The sequence below is a fragment of the Streptomyces sp. NPDC000404 genome (assembly GCF_040300365.1).
GTDB lineage: Bacteria > Actinomycetota > Actinomycetes > Streptomycetales > Streptomycetaceae > Streptomyces > Streptomyces ramulosus.
The window spans coordinates 14,409-33,453 of sequence record NZ_JBEPDN010000020.1; the positions used below are offsets into that span (position 1 = coordinate 14,409).

At 69.3% G+C, this 19,045-nt stretch carries 17 protein-coding genes and 2 pseudogenes; 10 read left to right on the plus strand and 9 right to left on the minus strand.

The window, feature by feature from the left end; translation table 11 throughout:
* Window positions 1-14 precede the first annotated feature (14 nt).
* Window positions 15-1,418 carry a family 2B encapsulin nanocompartment shell protein gene (locus ABT345_RS30990; RefSeq protein ID WP_345080817.1) on the minus strand — a complete coding sequence of 468 codons (1,404 nt, stop codon included), beginning with the start codon at window positions 1,416-1,418 and terminating at the stop codon, window positions 15-17.
* A gap of 887 nt (window positions 1,419-2,305) precedes the next feature.
* Here ABT345_RS30990 and ABT345_RS30995 point away from each other — a divergent pair.
* The 4 genes from ABT345_RS30995 to ABT345_RS31010 all read left to right on the plus strand — a co-directional run bounded on the left by ABT345_RS30995 (window position 2,306) and on the right by ABT345_RS31010 (window position 6,059).
* Window positions 2,306-3,415, plus strand: a complete 1,110-nt coding sequence (locus tag ABT345_RS30995; RefSeq protein WP_345080819.1) for an LCP family protein — start codon at window positions 2,306-2,308, stop codon at window positions 3,413-3,415.
* A gap of 264 nt (window positions 3,416-3,679) precedes the next feature.
* Window positions 3,680-4,183 carry a hypothetical protein gene (locus ABT345_RS31000; protein ID WP_345080821.1) on the plus strand — a complete coding sequence of 168 codons (504 nt, stop codon included), beginning with the start codon at window positions 3,680-3,682 and terminating at the stop codon, window positions 4,181-4,183.
* 60 nt (window positions 4,184-4,243) lie between these two features.
* Window positions 4,244-5,437, plus strand: a complete 1,194-nt coding sequence (locus tag ABT345_RS31005) for an MFS transporter (RefSeq protein WP_345080824.1) — start codon at window positions 4,244-4,246, stop codon at window positions 5,435-5,437.
* A 166-nt stretch (window positions 5,438-5,603) separates the two neighbouring features.
* The gene (locus ABT345_RS31010) at window positions 5,604-6,059 is read left to right on the plus strand and encodes a cyclic nucleotide-binding domain-containing protein (RefSeq protein ID WP_345080827.1); all 456 of its coding nucleotides are present in this window, start codon (window positions 5,604-5,606) and stop codon (window positions 6,057-6,059) included.
* A gap of 62 nt (window positions 6,060-6,121) precedes the next feature.
* On the opposite strand, the gene ABT345_RS31015 is transcribed toward ABT345_RS31010, so the two are convergent.
* On the minus strand, window positions 6,122-6,856 hold the full coding sequence (locus tag ABT345_RS31015; RefSeq protein WP_345080830.1) for a Mut7-C RNAse domain-containing protein: 735 nt from the start codon (window positions 6,854-6,856) through the stop codon (window positions 6,122-6,124).
* Between the two features lie 86 nt (window positions 6,857-6,942).
* On the opposite strand from ABT345_RS31015, the gene ABT345_RS31020 reads away from it, so the two are divergent.
* A complete protein-coding gene (locus tag ABT345_RS31020) occupies window positions 6,943-8,283 on the plus strand; it encodes a putative type IV secretion/conjugal transfer ATPase (RefSeq protein WP_345080832.1) in 1,341 nt (446 codons plus the stop codon).
* A gap of 84 nt (window positions 8,284-8,367) precedes the next feature.
* Here ABT345_RS31020 and ABT345_RS31025 read toward each other — a convergent pair.
* The 6 genes and pseudogenes from ABT345_RS31025 to ABT345_RS31050 form a co-directional block, all read right to left on the minus strand.
* Window positions 8,368-9,132, minus strand: a pseudogene (locus ABT345_RS31025) (transposase).
* Between the two features lie 30 nt (window positions 9,133-9,162).
* Window positions 9,163-9,582: a hypothetical protein gene (locus tag ABT345_RS31030; RefSeq protein ID WP_345080835.1), complete on the minus strand. Its 420-nt coding sequence runs from the start codon at window positions 9,580-9,582 to the stop codon at window positions 9,163-9,165.
* 38 nt (window positions 9,583-9,620) lie between these two features.
* A complete protein-coding gene (locus ABT345_RS31035) occupies window positions 9,621-10,493 on the minus strand; it encodes an AEC family transporter (RefSeq protein WP_345080839.1) in 873 nt (290 codons plus the stop codon).
* The gene (locus tag ABT345_RS31040; protein WP_345080842.1) at window positions 10,490-11,353 is read right to left on the minus strand and encodes a TauD/TfdA family dioxygenase; all 864 of its coding nucleotides are present in this window, start codon (window positions 11,351-11,353) and stop codon (window positions 10,490-10,492) included. The genes ABT345_RS31035 and ABT345_RS31040 overlap by 4 nt, the downstream gene beginning before the upstream one ends.
* A 332-nt stretch (window positions 11,354-11,685) precedes the next feature.
* Window positions 11,686-11,885 (minus strand): annotated as a pseudogene (locus ABT345_RS31045) (transposase); the annotation flags it as partial.
* 147 nt (window positions 11,886-12,032) lie between these two features.
* The gene (locus ABT345_RS31050; RefSeq protein WP_345080845.1) at window positions 12,033-12,368 is read right to left on the minus strand and encodes a hypothetical protein; all 336 of its coding nucleotides are present in this window, start codon (window positions 12,366-12,368) and stop codon (window positions 12,033-12,035) included.
* 86 nt (window positions 12,369-12,454) lie between these two features.
* Here ABT345_RS31050 and ABT345_RS31055 point away from each other — a divergent pair, with 86 nt between their 5' ends.
* From ABT345_RS31055 to ABT345_RS31070, 4 genes are all read left to right on the plus strand, one after another.
* Window positions 12,455-12,814, plus strand: coding sequence for a hypothetical protein (locus ABT345_RS31055; protein WP_345080848.1), 360 nt, complete (start codon window positions 12,455-12,457; stop codon window positions 12,812-12,814).
* Window positions 12,815-12,989: 175 nt separating this feature from the next.
* Window positions 12,990-13,841: a hypothetical protein gene (locus ABT345_RS31060; protein ID WP_345080852.1), complete on the plus strand. Its 852-nt coding sequence runs from the start codon at window positions 12,990-12,992 to the stop codon at window positions 13,839-13,841.
* Window positions 13,842-13,971: 130 nt separating this feature from the next.
* Window positions 13,972-15,168, plus strand: a complete 1,197-nt coding sequence (locus ABT345_RS31065) for a tyrosine-type recombinase/integrase (protein ID WP_345080855.1) — start codon at window positions 13,972-13,974, stop codon at window positions 15,166-15,168.
* Window positions 15,161-17,626 (plus strand): tyrosine-type recombinase/integrase, encoded by a 2,466-nt coding sequence (locus tag ABT345_RS31070; protein WP_345080858.1) that lies wholly within the window; start codon window positions 15,161-15,163, stop codon window positions 17,624-17,626. The genes ABT345_RS31065 and ABT345_RS31070 overlap by 8 nt, the downstream gene beginning before the upstream one ends.
* Window positions 17,627-17,685: 59 nt before the next feature.
* Here ABT345_RS31070 and ABT345_RS31075 read toward each other — a convergent pair whose 3' ends face one another.
* On the minus strand, window positions 17,686-18,459 hold the full coding sequence (locus ABT345_RS31075; RefSeq protein WP_351323975.1) for an aminoglycoside adenylyltransferase domain-containing protein: 774 nt from the start codon (window positions 18,457-18,459) through the stop codon (window positions 17,686-17,688).
* A 166-nt stretch (window positions 18,460-18,625) separates the two neighbouring features.
* Between ABT345_RS31075 and ABT345_RS31080 the strand changes: the two genes are divergently transcribed.
* Window positions 18,626-19,012 carry a hypothetical protein gene (locus ABT345_RS31080; protein ID WP_345080864.1) on the plus strand — a complete coding sequence of 129 codons (387 nt, stop codon included), beginning with the start codon at window positions 18,626-18,628 and terminating at the stop codon, window positions 19,010-19,012.
* The last annotated feature ends 33 nt before the right edge of the window (window positions 19,013-19,045 follow it).

A 19,045-nucleotide genomic window follows, 5' to 3' on the forward strand; every position in this document is an offset into this window, starting at 1 on the left:
GCCTCGGCTCCCGGTCAGTCCCGGCGGCCGATCTCGACGTTCTCCAGTACGCCGAGCGCGTCCGGGACCAGGACGGCGGCCGAGTAGTAGGTGCTGACCAGGTACGAGATGATCGCCTGCTCGTTGATGCCCATGAAGCGGACGGAGAGGCCGGGCTCGTACTCGTCGGGCAGGCCGGTCTGGTGCAGGCCGATGACGCCCTGGTTGTCCTCGCCGGTGCGCAGCGCGAGGATCGAGCTGGTGCGCTCCTTGGTGACCGGGATCTTGTTGCAGGGCAGGATCGGGACGCCGCGCCAGGCGGGGACCTGCTGGCCGCCGAGGTCGACGTGGGTGGGGTAGAGGCCGCAGGCGTTCATCCCGCGGCCGATGGCGGCGATGGTGCGGGGGTGGGCGAGGAGGAACTTCGTGCCCCGGCGGCGGCTGAGCAGCTCGTCGAGGTCGTCGGGGGTGGGCGGGCCGGAGTGGGTCTGGATGCGCTGCTTGTAGTCGGCGTTGTGCAGCAGCCCGAACTCGGGGTTGTTGACCAGCTCGTGTTCCTGGCGCTCGCGCAGCGCCTCGATGGTCAGCCGCAGCTGGTGCTCGGTCTGGTCCATCGGCTCGTTGTAGAGGTCGGCGACGCGGGTGTGGACGCGCAGAACGGTCTGGGCGACGCTCAGTTCGTACTCGCGGGGCTTGAGTTCGTAGTCGGCGAAGGTGGTGGGGAGGGTCGGCTCGCCGGTGTGGCCCGCGGCGAGGGCGATCTCGGCCTCGCCGTGCTTGTTCTGGGCCTGCTGGGGCAGGGCGGCGAACTCCGCGAGGTGGCTGCGGAGGGCGGGCGCGTTGTCCAGGACGGCGTCGAAGTCGCGGCGGGCGAGGACGAGGACGGTGCCGGCGGTCTCGGCCTTGGCGGTGTACTCCCAGACGGCGTCGGGGTCGGTGAGGCCCTGGGCGCCGAAGTGGTCGCCGTCGGCGAGGACGCCGAGGCCGGTGGCCTGTCCGTAGCGGCCGTCGGCGGTGCGCGCGATGCGGCCGTGGGCCAGCAGGAAGACCTGGTCGACGGGGTTGCCCTGCTCGGCGAGGACCTCGCCGGCGGCGACCTCGCGCTGGGCGAAGCGGCCGGCGAGGGCGGTGAGGACGCCGGTGTCGGCGAAGCCGCGCAGCGGGGCGAGCTCGCCCAGTTCCTGCGGGATGACGGCGACGCGGGAGCCGGTCTGGTCGAAGTCGATGCGGCCGTCGCCGACGGTGTAGGTCAGGCGGCGGTTGACGCGGTAGGCGCCGCCCTTCGTCTCGACCCAGGGGAGCATCTTCAGCAGCCAGCGGGAGGTGATGCCCTGCATCTGGGGCGCGGACTTGGTGGTGCTCGCGAGGTTCCGGGCGGCGGCGGTGCCCAGGCTCTGCTGTGCGGCGTGCGTTTCCTCGGTACCGGCGGGGATCGTCATCCGGCGCTCCTCATCGTGGTGGACGCCCGGTCCGGGCGGTCGCCGGGCATGCGGCAACCCGGCGCCGGTGGGCGGGAGTTGGGTGGGGGTGGTGGTCCCGGGCCGGTCGGGCGGACGGTGGCCGGGCCGCTCGGGGAATCCGTTGATCACACTAAGGCCGTGCCAAGGAGGCAAAAGCCGATTCCGGCACCCCGCCGATCGAGTACGCCCGTACGAGTGACAACGCGCCCGGTAAACGTGAGACGCACCTCGGGTGGCCCGTTCTCGCCCCTCGGATACATCCACTCCCTGCGGTCTCGCCGCTGATCAGCGGCCATGAGACGTACTGCCGTACGAGTGCATCGCCCCGATCATGGCTTGTTGTCGCGCATGGAAGGCGGCCGGGCGGGGGCGGAACGTGTGGCTCCACCCCGATCGGCGGTGGAGTGGGCCCGTATTCACCGCAAAGGACAAAAGGCGCATTATCCATGTTTACGGACATGGGGCTTCGGGTGTGGCTGTGACCCCGGCCATAGGTCGTCCGTCACGTACGACGCCGGTTAGTGGACGCGGTGGGGGCGTGGGCCTCGTGGGTGCGGCGGATTCCGGGGTGCGGGGCGGGCGCGTCTACGCGGCGGGGTAGTACGGGCCGTCGTTGCCCGAGGGGCGGCGCCCGCCCAGGATGGTCGGGCCCCGGGCGCCGACCTGGTTCGTCCCCGGGCCGCCGGCCCGCGCACGGAGCGCGCCGGCGGGGCGGGAGCGCCGGACGGCACTCCCGTATGCCAGGGCGCCGGGCCCGTGCGGGCCCCCGGCCGGTCCGGCGCACGCCGACCGCGACCGGGCGCCTCGGCCATCGACAACGCGCGCCGGGCGCAGCCGTGCCCGGGCGGGCGGAGGACGGAGTGCAGATGCCGCAGGACAGCGGGAACAACGGGCCGTATCCGGCGGACATCCCGGCGCACGGGGACGGGCCCCGGCCGCGCCGCCGCCGTCGCGGGCTGCGGATCGCCGCCTGGACCGCGCTGGGCGTGGTGGCCGTGGGCGGCGCCGGGACCGCGTACCTCTGGTCGCATCTGAACGGCAATCTCCAGGGCGTCGACATCAATGCGGCGCTCGGCACGGACCGGCCCGGCGCCTCGCACGACGGCGCGATGAACATCCTGCTGCTGGGCTCCGACTCGCGGGCCGGTACGGGCGACGAGTACGGCAAGGGCATCAGCGGCGCCCGGTCGGACACCACGATGGTGCTGCACGTCGGCAAGGACCACCGCACGGCGAGCGTGGTGAGCATTCCGCGCGACACGATGGTGGACCGGCCGGAGTGCCCGAAGCCGGGCGGCGGTTCGGTGCCCGCCGCGCACCAGGTGATGTTCAACGAGTCGTACCAGGTGGGCGGCCCGGGCTGCACGGTCAAGACGGTCGAGTCGCTGTCCGGGGTGCGGATGGACCACTACCTGGAGGTCGACTTCACCGGCTTCAAGAAGATCATCGACGAGCTGGGCGGGGTCGACATCACCACCAAGCAGGCGGTGAAGGACGTCCACAGCAAGCTGGACCTGCCGGCCGGGAAGCACACCCTCAAGGGCGAGCAGGCGCTGAGCCTGGTCCGTACCCGGCACGGTGTCGGCGACGGCAGCGACCTGGGGCGGATCCAGTTGCAGCAGGCGTTCATCAAGGCGCTCACGCACCGGATCGACGATGTCGGGCTGAGCAACCCGGCGAAGCTGTACGCGCTGGCGGACACCGCGACGCGGACCGTGCGCGCCGACTCCCAGCTCGCCTCCACGGGCAAGCTGCTGGGCCTCGCGCAGGAGCTGAAGGGCATCGGCCCGAAGAACATGAAGATGGTGACGATGCCGGTCACCTACGACCCGCAGAACCCGGACCGGGTGGTCGCGCTGCCCGCGGCGTCCGCGAAGGTGTGGCAGGCGCTGCGGGAGGACCGGCCGATCCCGGCGTCCGCGGGGCGCGACTCGGTGGGCGACAAGGGCACGTCCCCGGTGATCGTGCAGTCCTGAGCGGGGCCGGGCGTCAGCGCCGGGCCGCGGCTTCCCCTCCCGCCCGGCGGACCGGTTGCGCGCGCGGCGCTCCGCCGGGCGGCCGCGCGGGACGGCCGCGTACGGCGGGGCGCGGGGCGCCGGGGCGGGCGGGGGCCGTTCGGGTGCGCCCGCGCACTCCCTTTTTCCGTTTCCGTCACCTTCGATGACGGTCCGTCAGTGCCTGGTGCGGGTATCAGCCGGTGGTACCGGTGGCATTCCTCTTCGCGTCTCCCGGAGCCGCAGATGATCCAAGCCAGTCCGCAACCCGGCGACATAGGTCTGACCCAAATATCCGGCACCGTCGGCCGGTTGATCCGGCTCGGCCAGTGGCTGAACGGCAACGGCTTCGCCGACTACCAGCACGCGTTCCTCGTCCTGCCCGGCGACCGGCTGATCGAGGCCGAGCCCGGCGGCGCGCGGATCGTCCCCCTCGACACGTACGCGGGCGCCGATGTGGTGTACGTCTGCCCGTCCGGGCTGACCGCGGCGGACCGCGACCGGATCTGTGCGGCGTCCTCGGCGTACGAGGGCGTGCCGTACAGCTTCCTCGACTATCTGGCCATCGCCACGCACCGGCTGCGGCTGCCGGTGCCGGGGCTGCGCCGCTATGTGGCGTCGACGGGCCACATGATCTGCTCCCAGCTCGTCGACCAGTGCTACCTGGACGGCGGGGTGCACCTCTTCGACGACGGCCGGTGGCCGGGGTATGTGACGCCGCTGGCACTGTACGACCGGCTGGCCGACTGAGGCGGGGCCCGCCGGGCGAACCGGTCGACGGTGTCCGGCGGGGCTCCTACTGTGGCCGTCATGATCATCAGACGTACGGACCGCCGCCCCGGGCCGCTCGTGGCGGCCGTGGTGTTCGCCATCGGCATGGCGGGGACCACCCTGCCGACCCCGCTGTACGGCCTCTACCGGCAGGAGCTGGGGCTGTCGCAGCTGATGGTGACCGTGATCTTCGCGGCGTACGCGCTGGGGGTGATCGCGGTGCTGCTGCTCGCCGGGAACGTCTCGGACGAGGTGGGGCGGCGGCCGGTGTTGCTGGTCGCGCTGGGTCTGTCGGCGGCGAGCGCGCTCTGTTTCGTGGACGAGGGCGGGCTGCCGCTGCTGTTGCTGGGCCGGGTGCTGTCCGGGTTCGCGGCGGGGCTGTTGAGCGGGGCGGCGACGGCGACGGTGCTGGAGCTGGCGCGGCCCGGCGGCGAGGCGTGGGCCGGGTTCGCGGCGACGGCGGCGAACATGGGCGGGCTCGGGTGCGGCCCGCTGCTGGCCGGGGCGCTGGCGCAGTACGCGCCGTGGCCGCTGAAGCTGCCGTTCCTGGTACATCTGGCGCTACTGGTGGTGGCCGCGGCGCTGGTGATCCGGGTGCTGCCGGAGACGGTGGCGGCGCCGGGGCGGCCGTCGCCGCCGCGGCCACGGCGGTTGGTGCCGCCGCCGGAGGTGCGGGGCGTGTTCGTGCCGTCGGCGGTCGCGGCGTTCGCCGGGTTCTCGCTGCTGGGGCTGTTCACGGCGGTGGCGCCGAGCTTCGTCGGGCAGACGCTGGGCGTGCGCAACCTCGCCGTCTCGGGCGCGGTGGTCTGCACGGTCTTCCTCGGTTCGACGGCCGGGCAGGCGCTGTCCGGGCGGCTGGGGGTGCGGCGGGCGCTGCCGGCCGGGTGCCTGGTGCTGGTCGCCGGGTTGCTGCTGGTGGGCGCGTCGCTGGCGGTGCGGTCGTTGCCGCTGCTGGTCGGCGGGGCGGTGTGCGGCGGGTTCGGGCAGGGCCTCGCGTTCCGCGCCGGGCTGACGGCGGTGGGCGCCGCGGCCCCGCCCACGCACCGGGGCGGCACGATCTCGGCGTTCTTCCTCGCGGCGTACGTGGGGATCTCGCTGCCGGTGGTGGGCATCGGGGCGCTCACCGTGCCGCTGGGGCTGCGCGGCGCGGGGCTGACGTTCGCCGGGTGCGTGATCGTGGTCGCGGTGCTGGTGGGCGGCTATGTGCTGCGGCGGCCGCCGGGCGAGGGGTGAGGGGGCGGGCGGGCCGCTGAGGCGGGCGGGCGCCGGGCCGCGTCAGGGGTTCCCCGTCCCTCCCGGGGTGCCGTGGCCGCCCGGCGCGGTTCCAATGGAAGGAGTACGGCCGTGCGCCCGCGCCGCTGCGGGGGCGGGCACGCCCACGGCGAGGAGGGCAGCGGAGATGACCATGGCGACGCGGCTGCTGACCGCACTTCCGACCGCATACCGTGACCAGCTGATGGCGCTGGCGCGCGAGGTGTCGTTCGAGCAGGACACCCGCATCTTCGAGGAGCGGGGCCGCGCGGACCGGTTCTGGGTGCTGCGCTCGGGATCGGTGACGCTCGACCTGCACGTCCCGGGCCGCCGCCGCGTCACGGTGGCGACCCTCGGGCCCGGGGATCTGCTGGGCTGGTCCTGGCTGTTCCCACCGCACGAGTGGGACTTCGGCGCCGAGGCGTTCAGCCCGGTGCGCGCCCATGAATTCGACGCCCGCAGCGTGCGCGCGCTCTGTGACACCGATCCGGCGCTGGGGCTGACGCTGGTCAGCACCATCACCCAGGTCCTGGCCCATCGGCTGGAGGCGACCCGGGCGAAGCTGATCGACCAGTACGCGGTCCCGCACGCGGTGACGACGTAGGGGGTGCCCGGCCCGGGACGGGCGCCCGGGCCGGGGGGCGTATCGCCTCGCGGCCGCCCGGCTCAGCTCCGGGCTGCCGCGAGGGTGCCCTGTGCGCGGTCGACGAGGGCCTGGAGGCGGGCGTGGTGGGCGCCGCGCCAGTAGACGCGGTCGCACTCCGTGCAGCGGGCGAAGACGTCGTAGGTGCGGCGGGTGCCGTGGTGGAGCCGTTCGACGACGGTGTCCTTCCCGGCGTCGGTGAGCGGGCCGTTGCAGGCGGTGCAGCGGGTCCAGGGCGCGGAATCGGGCACGAACCGGCCGAGGACGTCGGTGAGTTGGTCGTCGGGCCGGTCGCTGTAGACATAGGCGCCGGCCCACAGCTCGCGGCGGTGGAGCAGCCCGCGGTCGCGGGTGAGCAGGACCCGCCGCTCCGCCGCCGACCGCGCCGCCAGCGCCGCGTCGCCCGGGTCCTCGGCGGTGTACGCGGCGTCGATGCCCAGCAGCCGCAACCGGCGGGCCAGGGTGCCGAGATGGACGTCGAGCAGGAAGCGCAGCGGGGCACCGGGGACGGTCTGCGGGCGGACGACGGCGTGCACCGTGACGCTCTCCCCCGCGCACGGCACATGCGCCGGGGCGACCGGGGCGCCGTCCACCCGCAACTCCCCCACCTCGGTGAGCGGCACCCCCAGCGATTCGACGACATGGCCGAGCGAGGCGGCGCCGTCGGTCACCACGCGGGTGCGGTCGCCGGCGCGGCCCGCCGGGAGGAAGAGGTGGAGCGCGGGGGCGAAGCTGAAGGAGATCTCGGGTCCGTTCACCCCTCCAGCATGGCACCGGCCGCACCGCCCGGACCAGGGAGTTTCCGCTGGTGGGGACGGGTGCGGGGGAAGCCGGGTCCCGCCCCGTGCCGCCGCGTGGCCCCTCAGAGCGCGTCGGCGAGTTCTCTCAGCCGGTCGGCCAGGCAGGGGTCGGGGGGCGGTACGGGGCCGAACTCGTCGTCCTCGTCGACGGTGAGCAGGCCGATCACGGCGCGCAGGGCGACGCGCGGCTGCCGGGCGTCGGGGACGTACACGCCGAATCCGCGTTCTGCTACGACCCGTTCTCGCTCTACAGCAGCGGGCGGATCGAGGGCTTCACCAATCCGAACGCCGTCCTGGCCGGGATCATCGGCATGGGCAAGTCCGCGCTCGCCAAGTCCATCGCCACCCGGGCCATCGCCCACGGCTACCGGATCTACGTCCCCTGCGACCCCAAGGGCGAGTGGACCGCCGTCGCACAGGCCCTCGGCGGCCACAGCATCGCCCTGGGCCCGGGGTTCCCTGGCCGGTTGAACCCCCTGGACGCTCCGGCCCGGCCCGCCTCGGTGAGCGAGGAGGACTGGTCGGCCGAGGTCCGCAAGCGGCGTCTGCTGCTCCTGGCCGGCCTGGCGCGCACCGTGCTCAAGCGCGATCTGCAGCCGATGGAGCACACCGCGCTGGACCTCGCCCTCGACCTGGTCGTCACCGAAGCCGAGGCCGGCGGCGCGGTGCCGCTGCTCGGCGACATCGCGCACACCCTCGGCTCGCCCGAGCGCCTCGACCGCGCCCTCGGAAAGCAGGCCGGACGCATGGGGGCCGCCGCGCAGGACCTCGCGCACGCCCTGCGCCGCCTCGTGCACGGCGACTTGAGCGGGATGTTCGACGCGCCGTCGACGGTGTCGTTCGACCCGACCACCCCGATGCTGTCCATCGACCTCTCCCGCCTCGGCGGCTCGGGCGACGACACCGCCCTGGTCCTGGCCATGACCTGCGCCTCCGCATGGATGGAAAGCGCCCTCGCCGACCCCGACGGCGGACGACGCTGGGTGATCTACGACGAAGCCTGGCGCGTGATGCGCCACGTCGGCCTGCTGGAGCGCATGCAGTCCCAGTGGAAGCTCAGCCGAGGTCTCGGCATCGCCAACCTGATGATCATCCACCGGCTCTCCGACCTGCTCAGCGCAGGCGACGCCGGCTCCCGCGGCCGCGTGCTGGCCGAGGGCCTGCTGGCCGACTGCTCCACCCGGATCATCTACCGCCAGGAATCCGACCAGCTCACCGCCGCGGCCTCGCTGCTCGGCCTGACCGGCGTCGAAACCCAGGCCGTCTCCGCCCTCACCAAGGGGCGGGACCTGTGGAAAGTCGCAGGCCGGTACTTCATCACCCAGCACCTCCTGCACCCGGCCGAACGCGAACTCTTCGACACCGACGCACGCATGGCCGCATAACCCAACCCTCGTCACCCGGCGCCCGTTCACGGCAGGCATCAACACGGAAATGTCAGCTAAAGGCTGTCCCGTATGGGGTGTTAGTTACCGAGTGAGGGCGAGGTTGTGAAGTCGGGCGATGCCGAGCATGGCCTGGTGGACACCGTTGCCCTTGAGCCGGCAGTCCCGCAGGACCTCCCACTTCTTCAGCCGGGACAGGGCGTGTTCCACCCGGGCGCGAACGCGACGGTGCACGGCGTTCTCCGCCTCCTGCTGCGGACTGAGGTGTGTCTGACCTCGACGTTTGCGGTGTGGGATGAGCAGACCGGTGCCTTGGCAGCCGCCGCCGGCGAGGGTGGGGGCTCTGGCATGCCCGGTCGACGCCGAACTCGGTGAAGGCTCGACAGTCGTTGCGGCTGCCGGGCAGCGGCACCCCTACTCCCAACCACAAGCCGACTGTTGGCATCGATGACGACCTGCAGGTTCGTGGAGTACCGGTAGTTCTTGCTGGAAGCGGCGATGTTCCGGTACGGGTGGCACCAAGGTGCCGTCGACGGTGTAGACGGTGTCCTTGCGCGGTCGGCGGGCCGGGAAGATGGTCAGCAGTGGCGCCACGTGATCGAGGATTCGGTCGGCCGCGGACTTCGAGACCCCGAACAGCGGCGCCACCTGCCGCAACGTGAGATTCGTGCGCCCATACGTCGCCACCAGCAGCACACGATCCACGAGCGGCAGCCGCCGGGGCCTGCCCCGCTGCACGTCACCACCACGACACCGAACCAACGCCACCAACTCGACAAACTGCACCTCGGTCAGCCCGGAGAACAGCTCGATCCATTTCGGATCGCCCGCTGAGATCACCCCATCCATGCCCGGGCAACGCACCAACCACCACACCAGTTACGGGACAACCTTTAGATAAGTCATGACCTCCTGGAGGTCACGGAAACGAAGAACGGGCTGCTCGGCGAAGTCCTTCACCGTCACCTCAATAACGGGGCCCCACTCGTCAACCGAAACAGAGATCGCAAATTCGGCATCACTCGGGGAGCCTTTGACCCACATTCCTTCTAAGTCATGGAATGAGAATAGCCACCCAGGGAGCTCTCGTAAATGATTACCCAAATCGATCCACGTCGATACGACATCTTGAATCCGGTAACTTGAATAGATTCGCTGATGGATACCCAGAACGCAGATCATCCGAATGACTTCCTCATACGTGACGACAACCTCGAATGTTTCTGATGAGCGGTTGTTCAGAAGCCAAGTATAGGAGAGCAGATCGGAGCGAGAAAGATTTCCTTCCGTCATATTCATGACTCATTTCTTGGTTGGCGTCCGCCGGTATGTCCACGCTAGGCGAACTTGACCAGGAGCGGAAGAGTGACAACCGTCAAAACTGTCGACGCCAGGACCATCTCGGCAATTTCTCCACTCGGACCTTCGTACTTCTGTGCGAGCATATGACTCAGCACTGCTACCGGCATGGAGCACTGAATGACGAAAGCCGTCGCCGCCGCCGATGAGAGTCCCAGTGCCGCGGCCAGAAGAAGCCCCACCAAAAATCCTCCGCCAACCCGGACGAACGACAAGAACAGGGACCTGGAAAGGCTTCCCACATGAAGGCGCGCCAGGGAAATTCCGAGCATGAAAAGCATCAACGGTAGCGTGACACCGCCAAGAAGTTCCAACGTTTTCGCCAGCGGGACCGGAACTTCGATATGGAGACCCAGCTTCGCCAGCGCCAGCGCCAGCGCATAAAGCATCGGGTTCTTGATGAGCTGCCTGGGGGACATGTGACCAGAGGCAAGCCACGCGCCTAGCGTCACATGGCCGATCTGAATCAGCGTGGAGAAAGCCACCGCAAAGACAAGACCATCATCGCCGACGACGAAGTAGGCGATGGGTATACCGAGATTGCCCGTGTTCGGCAGCATCAGCGCCGGGAGATAGCGGCGGTCTCGGAGGCGCAGGACCTTCAGCGCGAGGAGACCGAGAACAGCGAAGCAGCCGACCGCCAGGGCGCCGGCTGCGAAGGTCTGCGCCACGCGACCGAGGGTGAGCCCCGGCCGGTCCAGGGACGAGAGCAGGAGGCAGGGGAACCCGACGTTGGACACGAACGACGTGACGAAGGCAGTGTCGACGGGTTGCTTGAACTTATCCCACAGTGCTCCCAGGCCGGCACAGAGCCCGATGGGCAGAACGATGGATATCAGTTGGGTAATCACCTATCGAGCCACGCTTCTGGACCGGCCTCGCTCGATACGGAGGGAAGGAAGCCGAAGACCAGGCGTGCGCATGCGGGGCCGGTCGCATCGAAATTGAGTCGACGCATGTTCCGTGGTTCGTGCGGAGGGAACGAGGTCCTGCCGTGCACGACGGCCGTGTTGTCCGCGATCAGAATGTCGCCAGCTTCCAGCCTGAACTGGAGTCGATTTTCCGAAGCCTGGAAGAATCGGCACAGTTCTTCGAAGGCTTCCTGCGCGTCGGTGTGTGGCGTGACCTCTGCGGCGCCATCGCGCATACGGAACTTGATGCCACGCCATTCTCCGCAGCGAGTGAACACCGCCTGTGTGCTGCTCTGCGATGTACGGGTAACCGTGAGCGCATCAGCCCTCGACAAAACCTCAACCTTGCCCGGGAATACACGCGCCACATGGTCATACGCGGCTTGCGCGCTCGCGAGTAAGGTCATGCCGCCGGTCGCTGCTGGGGTGACGCACTGGAGCGTTATGATCTTCTCGGGTGCATCACGGAAGGCGCCGTCAGTATGCATCAGATGTTCGGCTGGAGTAGAACCAAGGAATCCAGCCGTATACCTGAAGGCATTGATCCCGACGATTCCTTGGTCATCCGCCCGTGGGTGCGGCGCCGGATTTCCAAAATACCTTCCAAGGTCGAGCAGATCCCGGTAACTGTCACTCAGGTCCAGACACCGGAGGATCACGAAGCCATGAGCATCAAAGCGCTCCAACATCCCACGCTGCTGCGCCAGAGACATGCCTCGCACCGATGAAATCTCGAGTATCTGTGATTCGACCAGCAAGGTGGCGTCAAAGGCCCGTCGCACTATCTGCTTGACTAACATCAAAACCTCGCCCTCATGGGGTATCCACATTATTTGCGGTGCACTTGCTGAAGATATCAACGCGTCAGCAAATCCCCAACAACCGGCAAAGGAATGACCAAATCAAAGGCTCTTCCAGTGTAATCATCTCCTGACATATCCGGTTTCAGCGGCGCCCGTGTGGCTAGATCCACACAGGCGCGCGAAGCGGTTTGGTCTGCCCCTGCCTGGACCGGCGCTGCGCGCACTGCTGCCGACCGGAGCCGTGCTCCCCAGGGCAGGTGAAGACCTCGATGTCGGAAAACAGAGGGCGGCCGCCTCTCTGGCGGCACACTTCCCGGCACGGCGCACCTGCGTCCGGCTGTGCCGGTGTACTGGCGCTGGACCCGACCGTGTGCGTGCCCTTCTTCAGGTCGCCCGTCTCATCGACGACCTGCACCGCATCGCCGTCATGCAGATGCTCGACGACGAAACCGCAGAGGCCGTCGCGAACCGCGTCGGCATCCCACTTGGCCCGCGCGACAGCAACACCCGGCGGCGACCGCGGGCCAGCGCGGCATAGTGACGCGACGGGCAAGCAGCCAGCGTCCACATCGGCCTGGCCATGGTCCTCACCACAGGGGCAGATGGTCCAGCCGTTCGCCTCGACGCGATCGACGACCGCAGCCATCGCCTCCGGGCTCACCAGGTGAACGGCTTCCTACTGATCCACGCCGACCCGCTGAGCCAGTGTCACGACGAGCTGAGCCGCAACACCCTGCACCGCCTTCGGCTCTACCTCAACTCCGTGGGTCAGGAGCACCCCGAGTTCCGCGAGGGACAGCCGGAGGCGGCCACAGACGCCTTGGCGTGGCGGCGGCACATTCCTGCGCTCGCCGCCGCTGCGGGTATCCGGCGAGCGTCCGATGCCTGGGACGCGGTCTCGGACTCCTTCTGCGACGACGTGTGCTGGTCCATAGACGAGGAGGGCTATGAGGACGGCAAGGTCGCGCGCGACGCCGAAGCGTGGAAAAACGTCGAGGTCTTCCTCGGCCACGGGCCCGAGGTGCTGGCCGGTGTCCGCGCCGCTGCCCAGGGCGCCGACTACGTCGAGGGGCCGATCAGCGACGACCTCCGCCGGCTATGCGGCACGACACCACGCTGGAACGAGCAGGCCGACTCCATGAGGAGTGGGAGCAGGTCATGGCCCTCATGGACGCCTCACACCCCGGCTCTCGGGAGCTGTACGCGGACGAAGCTCGGAAGTTCCGCAACAGCGAAGGGTGGCACTACGCCGACGAGTTGTCGCACCAAGGCGCGGCGCTGGCTCGGGTGGCCGACTACGTGGCCACCCGGACCGATCACGATCGCCCCGCGCAGCCCGAACGTGTCCAGGCAGCCCGTGCACGGTCTGCGACCGGCACCCGCCCGGTGCCCCCCGACGCCTCCCGCACCGCCTGCGTCGCGCCCGGCTGCCCCGCCCCGCTCCCGGTGACGCCGTAGCACCGATATCCGGCGAGGCCAAACCGGCCGATCGCCACATCCTCGTAGAACACCACCTCCCCTACCCGCACCGGTCGTCGACCGCTTCCCGCCTCGGAGCGCGCCATGCCCTGCACCAGCAGATCCATCTCGGTCTCCGTCTCCCTTCCCCGAGCCTGCACCGGATGGATCCGCCATGCCCGCCCCCGCTCAAGAGGCACTGCCCGACATCGCAGTCGGCCACCACCCCGACTACGGCATCGTCGCCTCGAACCCGAAACAACTCGCCGCCGGCACCTGGATGCTGGCGCGGCTCGGCTTCCGCCCCGTCCCGGACCACCCGACGCTGTATGCACTGGCTGACCAGCAGCATGACGGACCGGCCCGTACCACCCGGGCCGTGGCGCTGCTGCGCATGGCCGGCTATCAGGTCGACGCGGACGCGGCGTTCGACCCCGCGCTGGGCTCCGGCGCGGCCTTCGACCGTGACCGGGCCCAGCTCGTAGAGCCCGACGTCGCGTTCGCCGAGCATCCGCAGCTCGGCATCGCCGCGGCCACCAGCGACCACTCCTCAGCACTCGCCGGCCGACGCGTCCTGGAAGAGCATGGCTGGCGGCATGCGCCTGACCTGGACGTCTACACGCTGCCCCTCTCCATCGACCGCAGCGAGGCTCTGGAGAAGGTCGCGAGCGCCACGGTGTCGATGTACCGGTTCGGTCTCCGGGTAGCCGTACAGCCCCGCCTCGCCCGGGATGTATCAGCGCGCCGCTCCCCTGCGCCCACGCCCGCGGTCCGCCCCGAGCGCGGTCAGGAATCCACCACCCGCGCATCCCCCCTCGGCGCCGCCGCGCTCGCAGCCAGCCCGGCCCGCACCGGCCTCCCGGGCAAGCCGCCGGTTCCCGCCCCCGCCGCCTCCGCCCTGCCGGGCGTCCGGTCGACCCGCGCATCGCTTTCTCCCGCACCCGCTGACCCCGTAAGGAGCAGTTCTCATGGCCGTGAAGACCATCTGGCAGATCGCCCATTCCTGCGGCCACTCGGCCGAGCGTGACCTGTCCGACCGTGCGGCCGACCGTCGCGCGGGCTTCGCCGCATGGCTCGCCAAGCAGGAGTGCTCTGTTAACTGCACCAACCGCGCCTCGTTGATCTCGGCGTAACAGTCCGCGATCAAGGAGCAAGTGATGGTTGTACGCGATGAGTTGATGGAGGGCCGATGGGCCATCCCTCGCCTCGGACGGGTCGTGGAGGTCAACCGGGCGCATCCGCCGTACGCGGTGCTCGATGCGGCGGGGGCTGAAGTCGAGCCGGTCACCGCGTTTCTGCGGGACCTGGCGCTCGGGGATTCCAGCCCGCTGACCTGCCGCAGCTACGGCTACGGCATGCTGCGGTGGTTCCGCCTGCTGTGGCTGCTCGGCATCGGGTGGGAGCGGGCGACGGAGTCCGAGGTCGCTGTGCTGACGGGTTGGCTGCGCTCGGCCGCCAACCCGCAGCGTCAGCGACGCCGGGCGAATGTCCCAGTGGCCGGGACGGTGAATCTCCGTACGGGCAAGGGATCTTTGTCCGCTGGGTACGCGCCGCGCACCATCAACCACGCTCTGACGGTGATCAGCGGATTCTACGAGTTCCATGCGCGTCAGGGCCATGGCCCAGTCGTCAACCCGGTTCCGAGCTCGGCTCAGCGGCGCCGCGCGCTCGGGCACCGCAGTCCGCTGGAGCCCACGCCGGTGGTGGGTCGGGCCCGGCTGCGGCAGCGAGTTCCCGACCGGCCGCCGCGGGCGATTCCCGACCGGCTGTGGGACGAACTGTTCGCCGCGATGAACTGCGACCGGGACCGCGCCCTGCTGGAGATCTTTGTCTCCAGCGGCGCCCGCGCCGAGGAACTCCTCGGCATCACCGCCGGTGACATCGACTGGTCCGGCCAGCGGATCTACGTAATCACCAAGGGAACGCGGGCCAGGGAAGCGGTCCCGGTCTCCCCGCAGGGTCTGATCCGCCTGGCCCTCTACCTCGACGCGGCCGGCACGCCCGCCGATGGCGAACCGGTCTGGCGGGTCCGCCGCGGGCCCGAGCGTCCGCTGACCTACTGGGCTCTACGGCGAGTCATGCAGCGGGCGAACACCCTGCTGGGGACGAACTGGTCGCTGCACGATCTACGGCACACCGCCGCCTACCGCATGGCCAATGGAGGAAAGCTCACGCTCCCCGAAGTCCAGACGATCATGCGGCACGCCGACATCCAGACCACCAACCGCTATCTGGCGGTCCACGTCGAGGAACTCTTCGACAAACTCACCGAGCACTACGCCACACCGCGACCAGTCCGGTACTACCCCGCGGGCTACGCCGCCGCGGACATCGAGGTGGTGTTCGGTGGCTGACCTCGCCCGTCCCACCACCGGAGGCAGCCGTCGCCACACCGACGCCGGCGACGAGCCGGCCTTCACCGGCCGCTTCACCTCAAGCCAGATCGAGGCCCAACCGGCCTTGGTGACTACCCTGCCGCGCCCCTTCGGGGATCTGTCCGCCGCCACCCCACAGCTCATCGGCCAACTCGCACACGACGCCTCGCCGGACGCCGCCGCGCGGACCGCCGAACAGCACCGGGCCTCCACCCGGCGCGTCCTGGCCTACCTGAGCGGATTCGAGGGCATCACCTGGCAACAGCGCTGGGATGCCAGCCCTCTGGGCCGCGGCGAGATCACCGCCGCTGACCTGGGCGCCAACCAGACCGGGCAGAAGCACAGCGTCGGCGTCAGGGCACTGGTCTGCCTCCGCGTCGTCCAGCCGACGCTGCTGGTGGTGAAGAAGCACAACTTCAACGGGTTCCCGGGACAGTTCATCGCCGCCCAGGACGATCCCCTGCTGGAGAAGTACGCCGTCCAGGTCGCCCACCATGACTTCTCCTGGGCTCACAAACGCGAAGCGCTCTTCGACGTGTGCTGCCTGCTCGCGGTGCAGGGCATCTGCTTCGCCGACCTCACTCCGGCGGCCCTGCTTCACCACGCCCACGCCTCGCGCGCGGCGAAGGCCGTTCTGCGGCCCGGCAAGAAGGACGCCAACGTGTTCGCCGGACGTGCCGCCTGGAACGTCCTGCACGCGATGGGCCACTTCCCGGCCAGCACGCCCGCCACGATGCGTCAGGCCCTGCACCGCGGCCAGCTCACACTCGAGGAACTCGTCGACCGCCACAGCATCCGCAACCAGAGTGTCCGCCGGCTCCTGCTCGACTATTTCCACCGCCGCAAGTCCGATACCGACTACGCCTCGCTGGTCCACCTCGTCCGCCACGTCGCCCACCTCTTCTGGGCCCGTATCGAGGAGATCAACCCTGAGCAAGCGGACTTGAACATTTCGGCCGACCTCTACAGCGCCTGGCGCCAGCAGATCGGCGTGCGCCAAGACGGCAAGCCCCGCATCGGGGTCGACACCATCATCATCGCCGTCCGCAGCTTCTACTACGACCTACACACGTGGGCCGCCGACGAGCCCGAACGATGGGCCCCCTGGGTCGCCCCATGCCCAGTCCCGCCCAGCGAACTACGCGGTCTGGCCAAGCGCCGCCGCCGGATCAACGAGCGGTCCGCCGACCGAACCCGTCTGCGCCAGCCACTCCTGCCACTGCTCGTCCGACACGTCGAGGAGCGCTACGACCGCACCCGCACCCTCCTGGAACAGGCATCTGCGGCCGTCACCGACACGACCTTCACCCACGGCGGACGCACCTACCGCCGTGTCCTGACCGAGGAGGACCGCACGCTCGCCCGCGGCGGCCACCGCACCCCCGTCCGCGTCCGGGACGACACCGGGCAACTGGTCCAGATTGAAGCAGAGGAAGAGACAGCCTTCTGGGACTGGGCTGCGGTCGAAACGCTGCGTCACTCAGGCGCCCGCATCGAGGAGATGTGCGAGATCAGCCACCTCAGCATCCGCCACTACCAACGCAACAACGGCGAGATGGTCGCCCTCCTGGTCATCAGCCCGTCCAAGACCGACCGCGAGCGCGTCATCCCGATGTCCGCCGAACTGTTCCACGTCATCGCATCGGTCATCCGACGGCACACCCGCGACGGAAATCCGGTCCCGATCCTTCAGCGCTTCGACCCACACGACAAGGTCTGGAGCCCGCCCCTGCCGTTCCTGTTCCAGCGCAAGATCGGCTCCACGCGCAGCGTGATCAGCCCCTTCACCGTCCTGCACATGCTCGCACGGTGCTGCAAGGACCTCGCTGAACACCATCCCGCGTTCCGCTCGGTGACATTCACCTCGCACGACTTCCGCCGCATCTTTACCACCGAGCTCGTCAACAGCGGACTGCCCATCCACATCGGCGCCACACTGCTCGGCCACCTCAACATCCAGACCACTCGCGGCTACGTCGCCGTGTTCGACGAGGACGTCATCCGGCACTACCTCACCCACCTCAACGAACGCCGCGAGCTCCGCCCCGATCACGAATACCGCGACGTCACCGGCGAGGAATGGGACGAGTTCGAAGAGCACTTCGACAAGCGCAAGGCCGAACTCGGCGCATGCGGACGCCCCTACGGCACTCCCTGCCAGCACGAACACGCCTGCATCCGGTGTCCCATGCTCCAAGTCAGCCCCAAGATGATCAGTCGGCTTGACGACCTTGAAACCGACCTCACCGCCCGCAGAGCCCGCAGAGCCCGCGCCCAAGCCGAAGGCTGGGCCGGTGAGATCGAAGGACTCGACCTCACCCTCCAACTCCTCCGCGCCAAACGCGACGACACCCAACGCCGAACCCAACGCCCCACCGTCGACCTCGGAATCCCGCTCCCACGCACCGCCATGCCCCCGAAGGAACCCTCGCCATGACCACGGCTATATCCAGCGGCTCGGCTTGCAACCGGGCCGCTGGCGCCAAACAACCCCGCTCAACATCCGGACGGCAGCCCTCGGCACTCCTCCTCCACCGACGCGCAGGCCAGATCCAGCAAGTCGACGATCTGGGAAACCAAACTCTCCGGCAGTGGCGTCTCATCACGGACTGCCTGTGCTTGTCGCCACTCCAGCGCGGAGTCGATCAACAGGCGAAACTGTGGCTGGCGGCAGCGCACCCACTCGGCTGCCTCGGCTTTGCTGACTTGCCTGCCCGTGGTCAGCGTCAGGAGCGCTCTGCAGGTCGTCAACACCACATAGGCGTGGCCCCCGCGGTGCCTCACGCTCGGAGCCCACTCCCGCAGGGAGTACAGCTTTCGGGCCACTGCATCCCGAACCTCATCGAGGCTGACCGGCGCAACAACGGACCGTGCCGGCGCACCCGCGAGCGTGACGCCCGTCTCGAAGACAAGACGGCGGTTCAAGACCCACTCTTGTGTCGCCTGGGTCGCATGAAGCGGCGATCCGGGCGAGACGGTCAGCAGCGGGGGCAAGTCGTCTGCCATGCCCACAGTGCCCGAGAGGGTCACGGTCGGCGCATAGACGATGTCAATCCTGTCCAAGAAGTCCGGGTGGACAGCCCAGAAGCGTTCATGCGCCGAGGCCAACGCGTCCACCACGACATCGCTGAGTGCGGAGTCGGTCGCGACCATGAGGTCGACGTCGCTGACCCCTTCGTCGAAGCTCCCGCTCACCGCCGATCCATACAGGTAGATGCCCACCAGTCGCTCCCCAACGGCAGGCAGGATCTCACCCAGCAGGTCAGGCACGACACGGACGACACTGTCCGGCACATCAGCGTCCAAGAGCGCCTGCTCTACACAAACTTGATCTTGCTCTCGCCGGAAGTCGCTCACAGCGAGAACCGTGCCACGCTTCCCGTCTCCATCTCAATGGAATTCGACGCCCGCAGACCGATGCACCCGGTCGAGTGAAGTGCAGATAAGCACCGACTGCTGGCGGGCCTCCAAGGACGGCGACGAACAGGAACGGGCCGCCTGGCTGAAGGCCAAGCAGGCCGAAGAGCAGGCCGCGTCCGAAGCCTGGTCGCAGCAGTACCGGATGCCTCCTTTGGAGGGGACCGAGCGAGCCGTCGCCTGGGGCGTGCGCTGCCGCCACCAGGTCCTGGCCGCCGCCTACACCGCGCTGGTTCTCGAAGGGGAGACCGACGAGATGGAGTGGGCCGAGATCGAGGAGACCGCCCGCACCCTCACCCGTGCTGGGTGGTGGATCGACCAGCGGTTCTCCGAGCCCGAGGACCTCACCGAGTTGCTCGATGCCGCCACCTCGGCCGACCGGCCGACCGAGAGCCCCTACTTCTGACCGCCAGTTTCCTTCCCGAACAGGAGCCCCGTC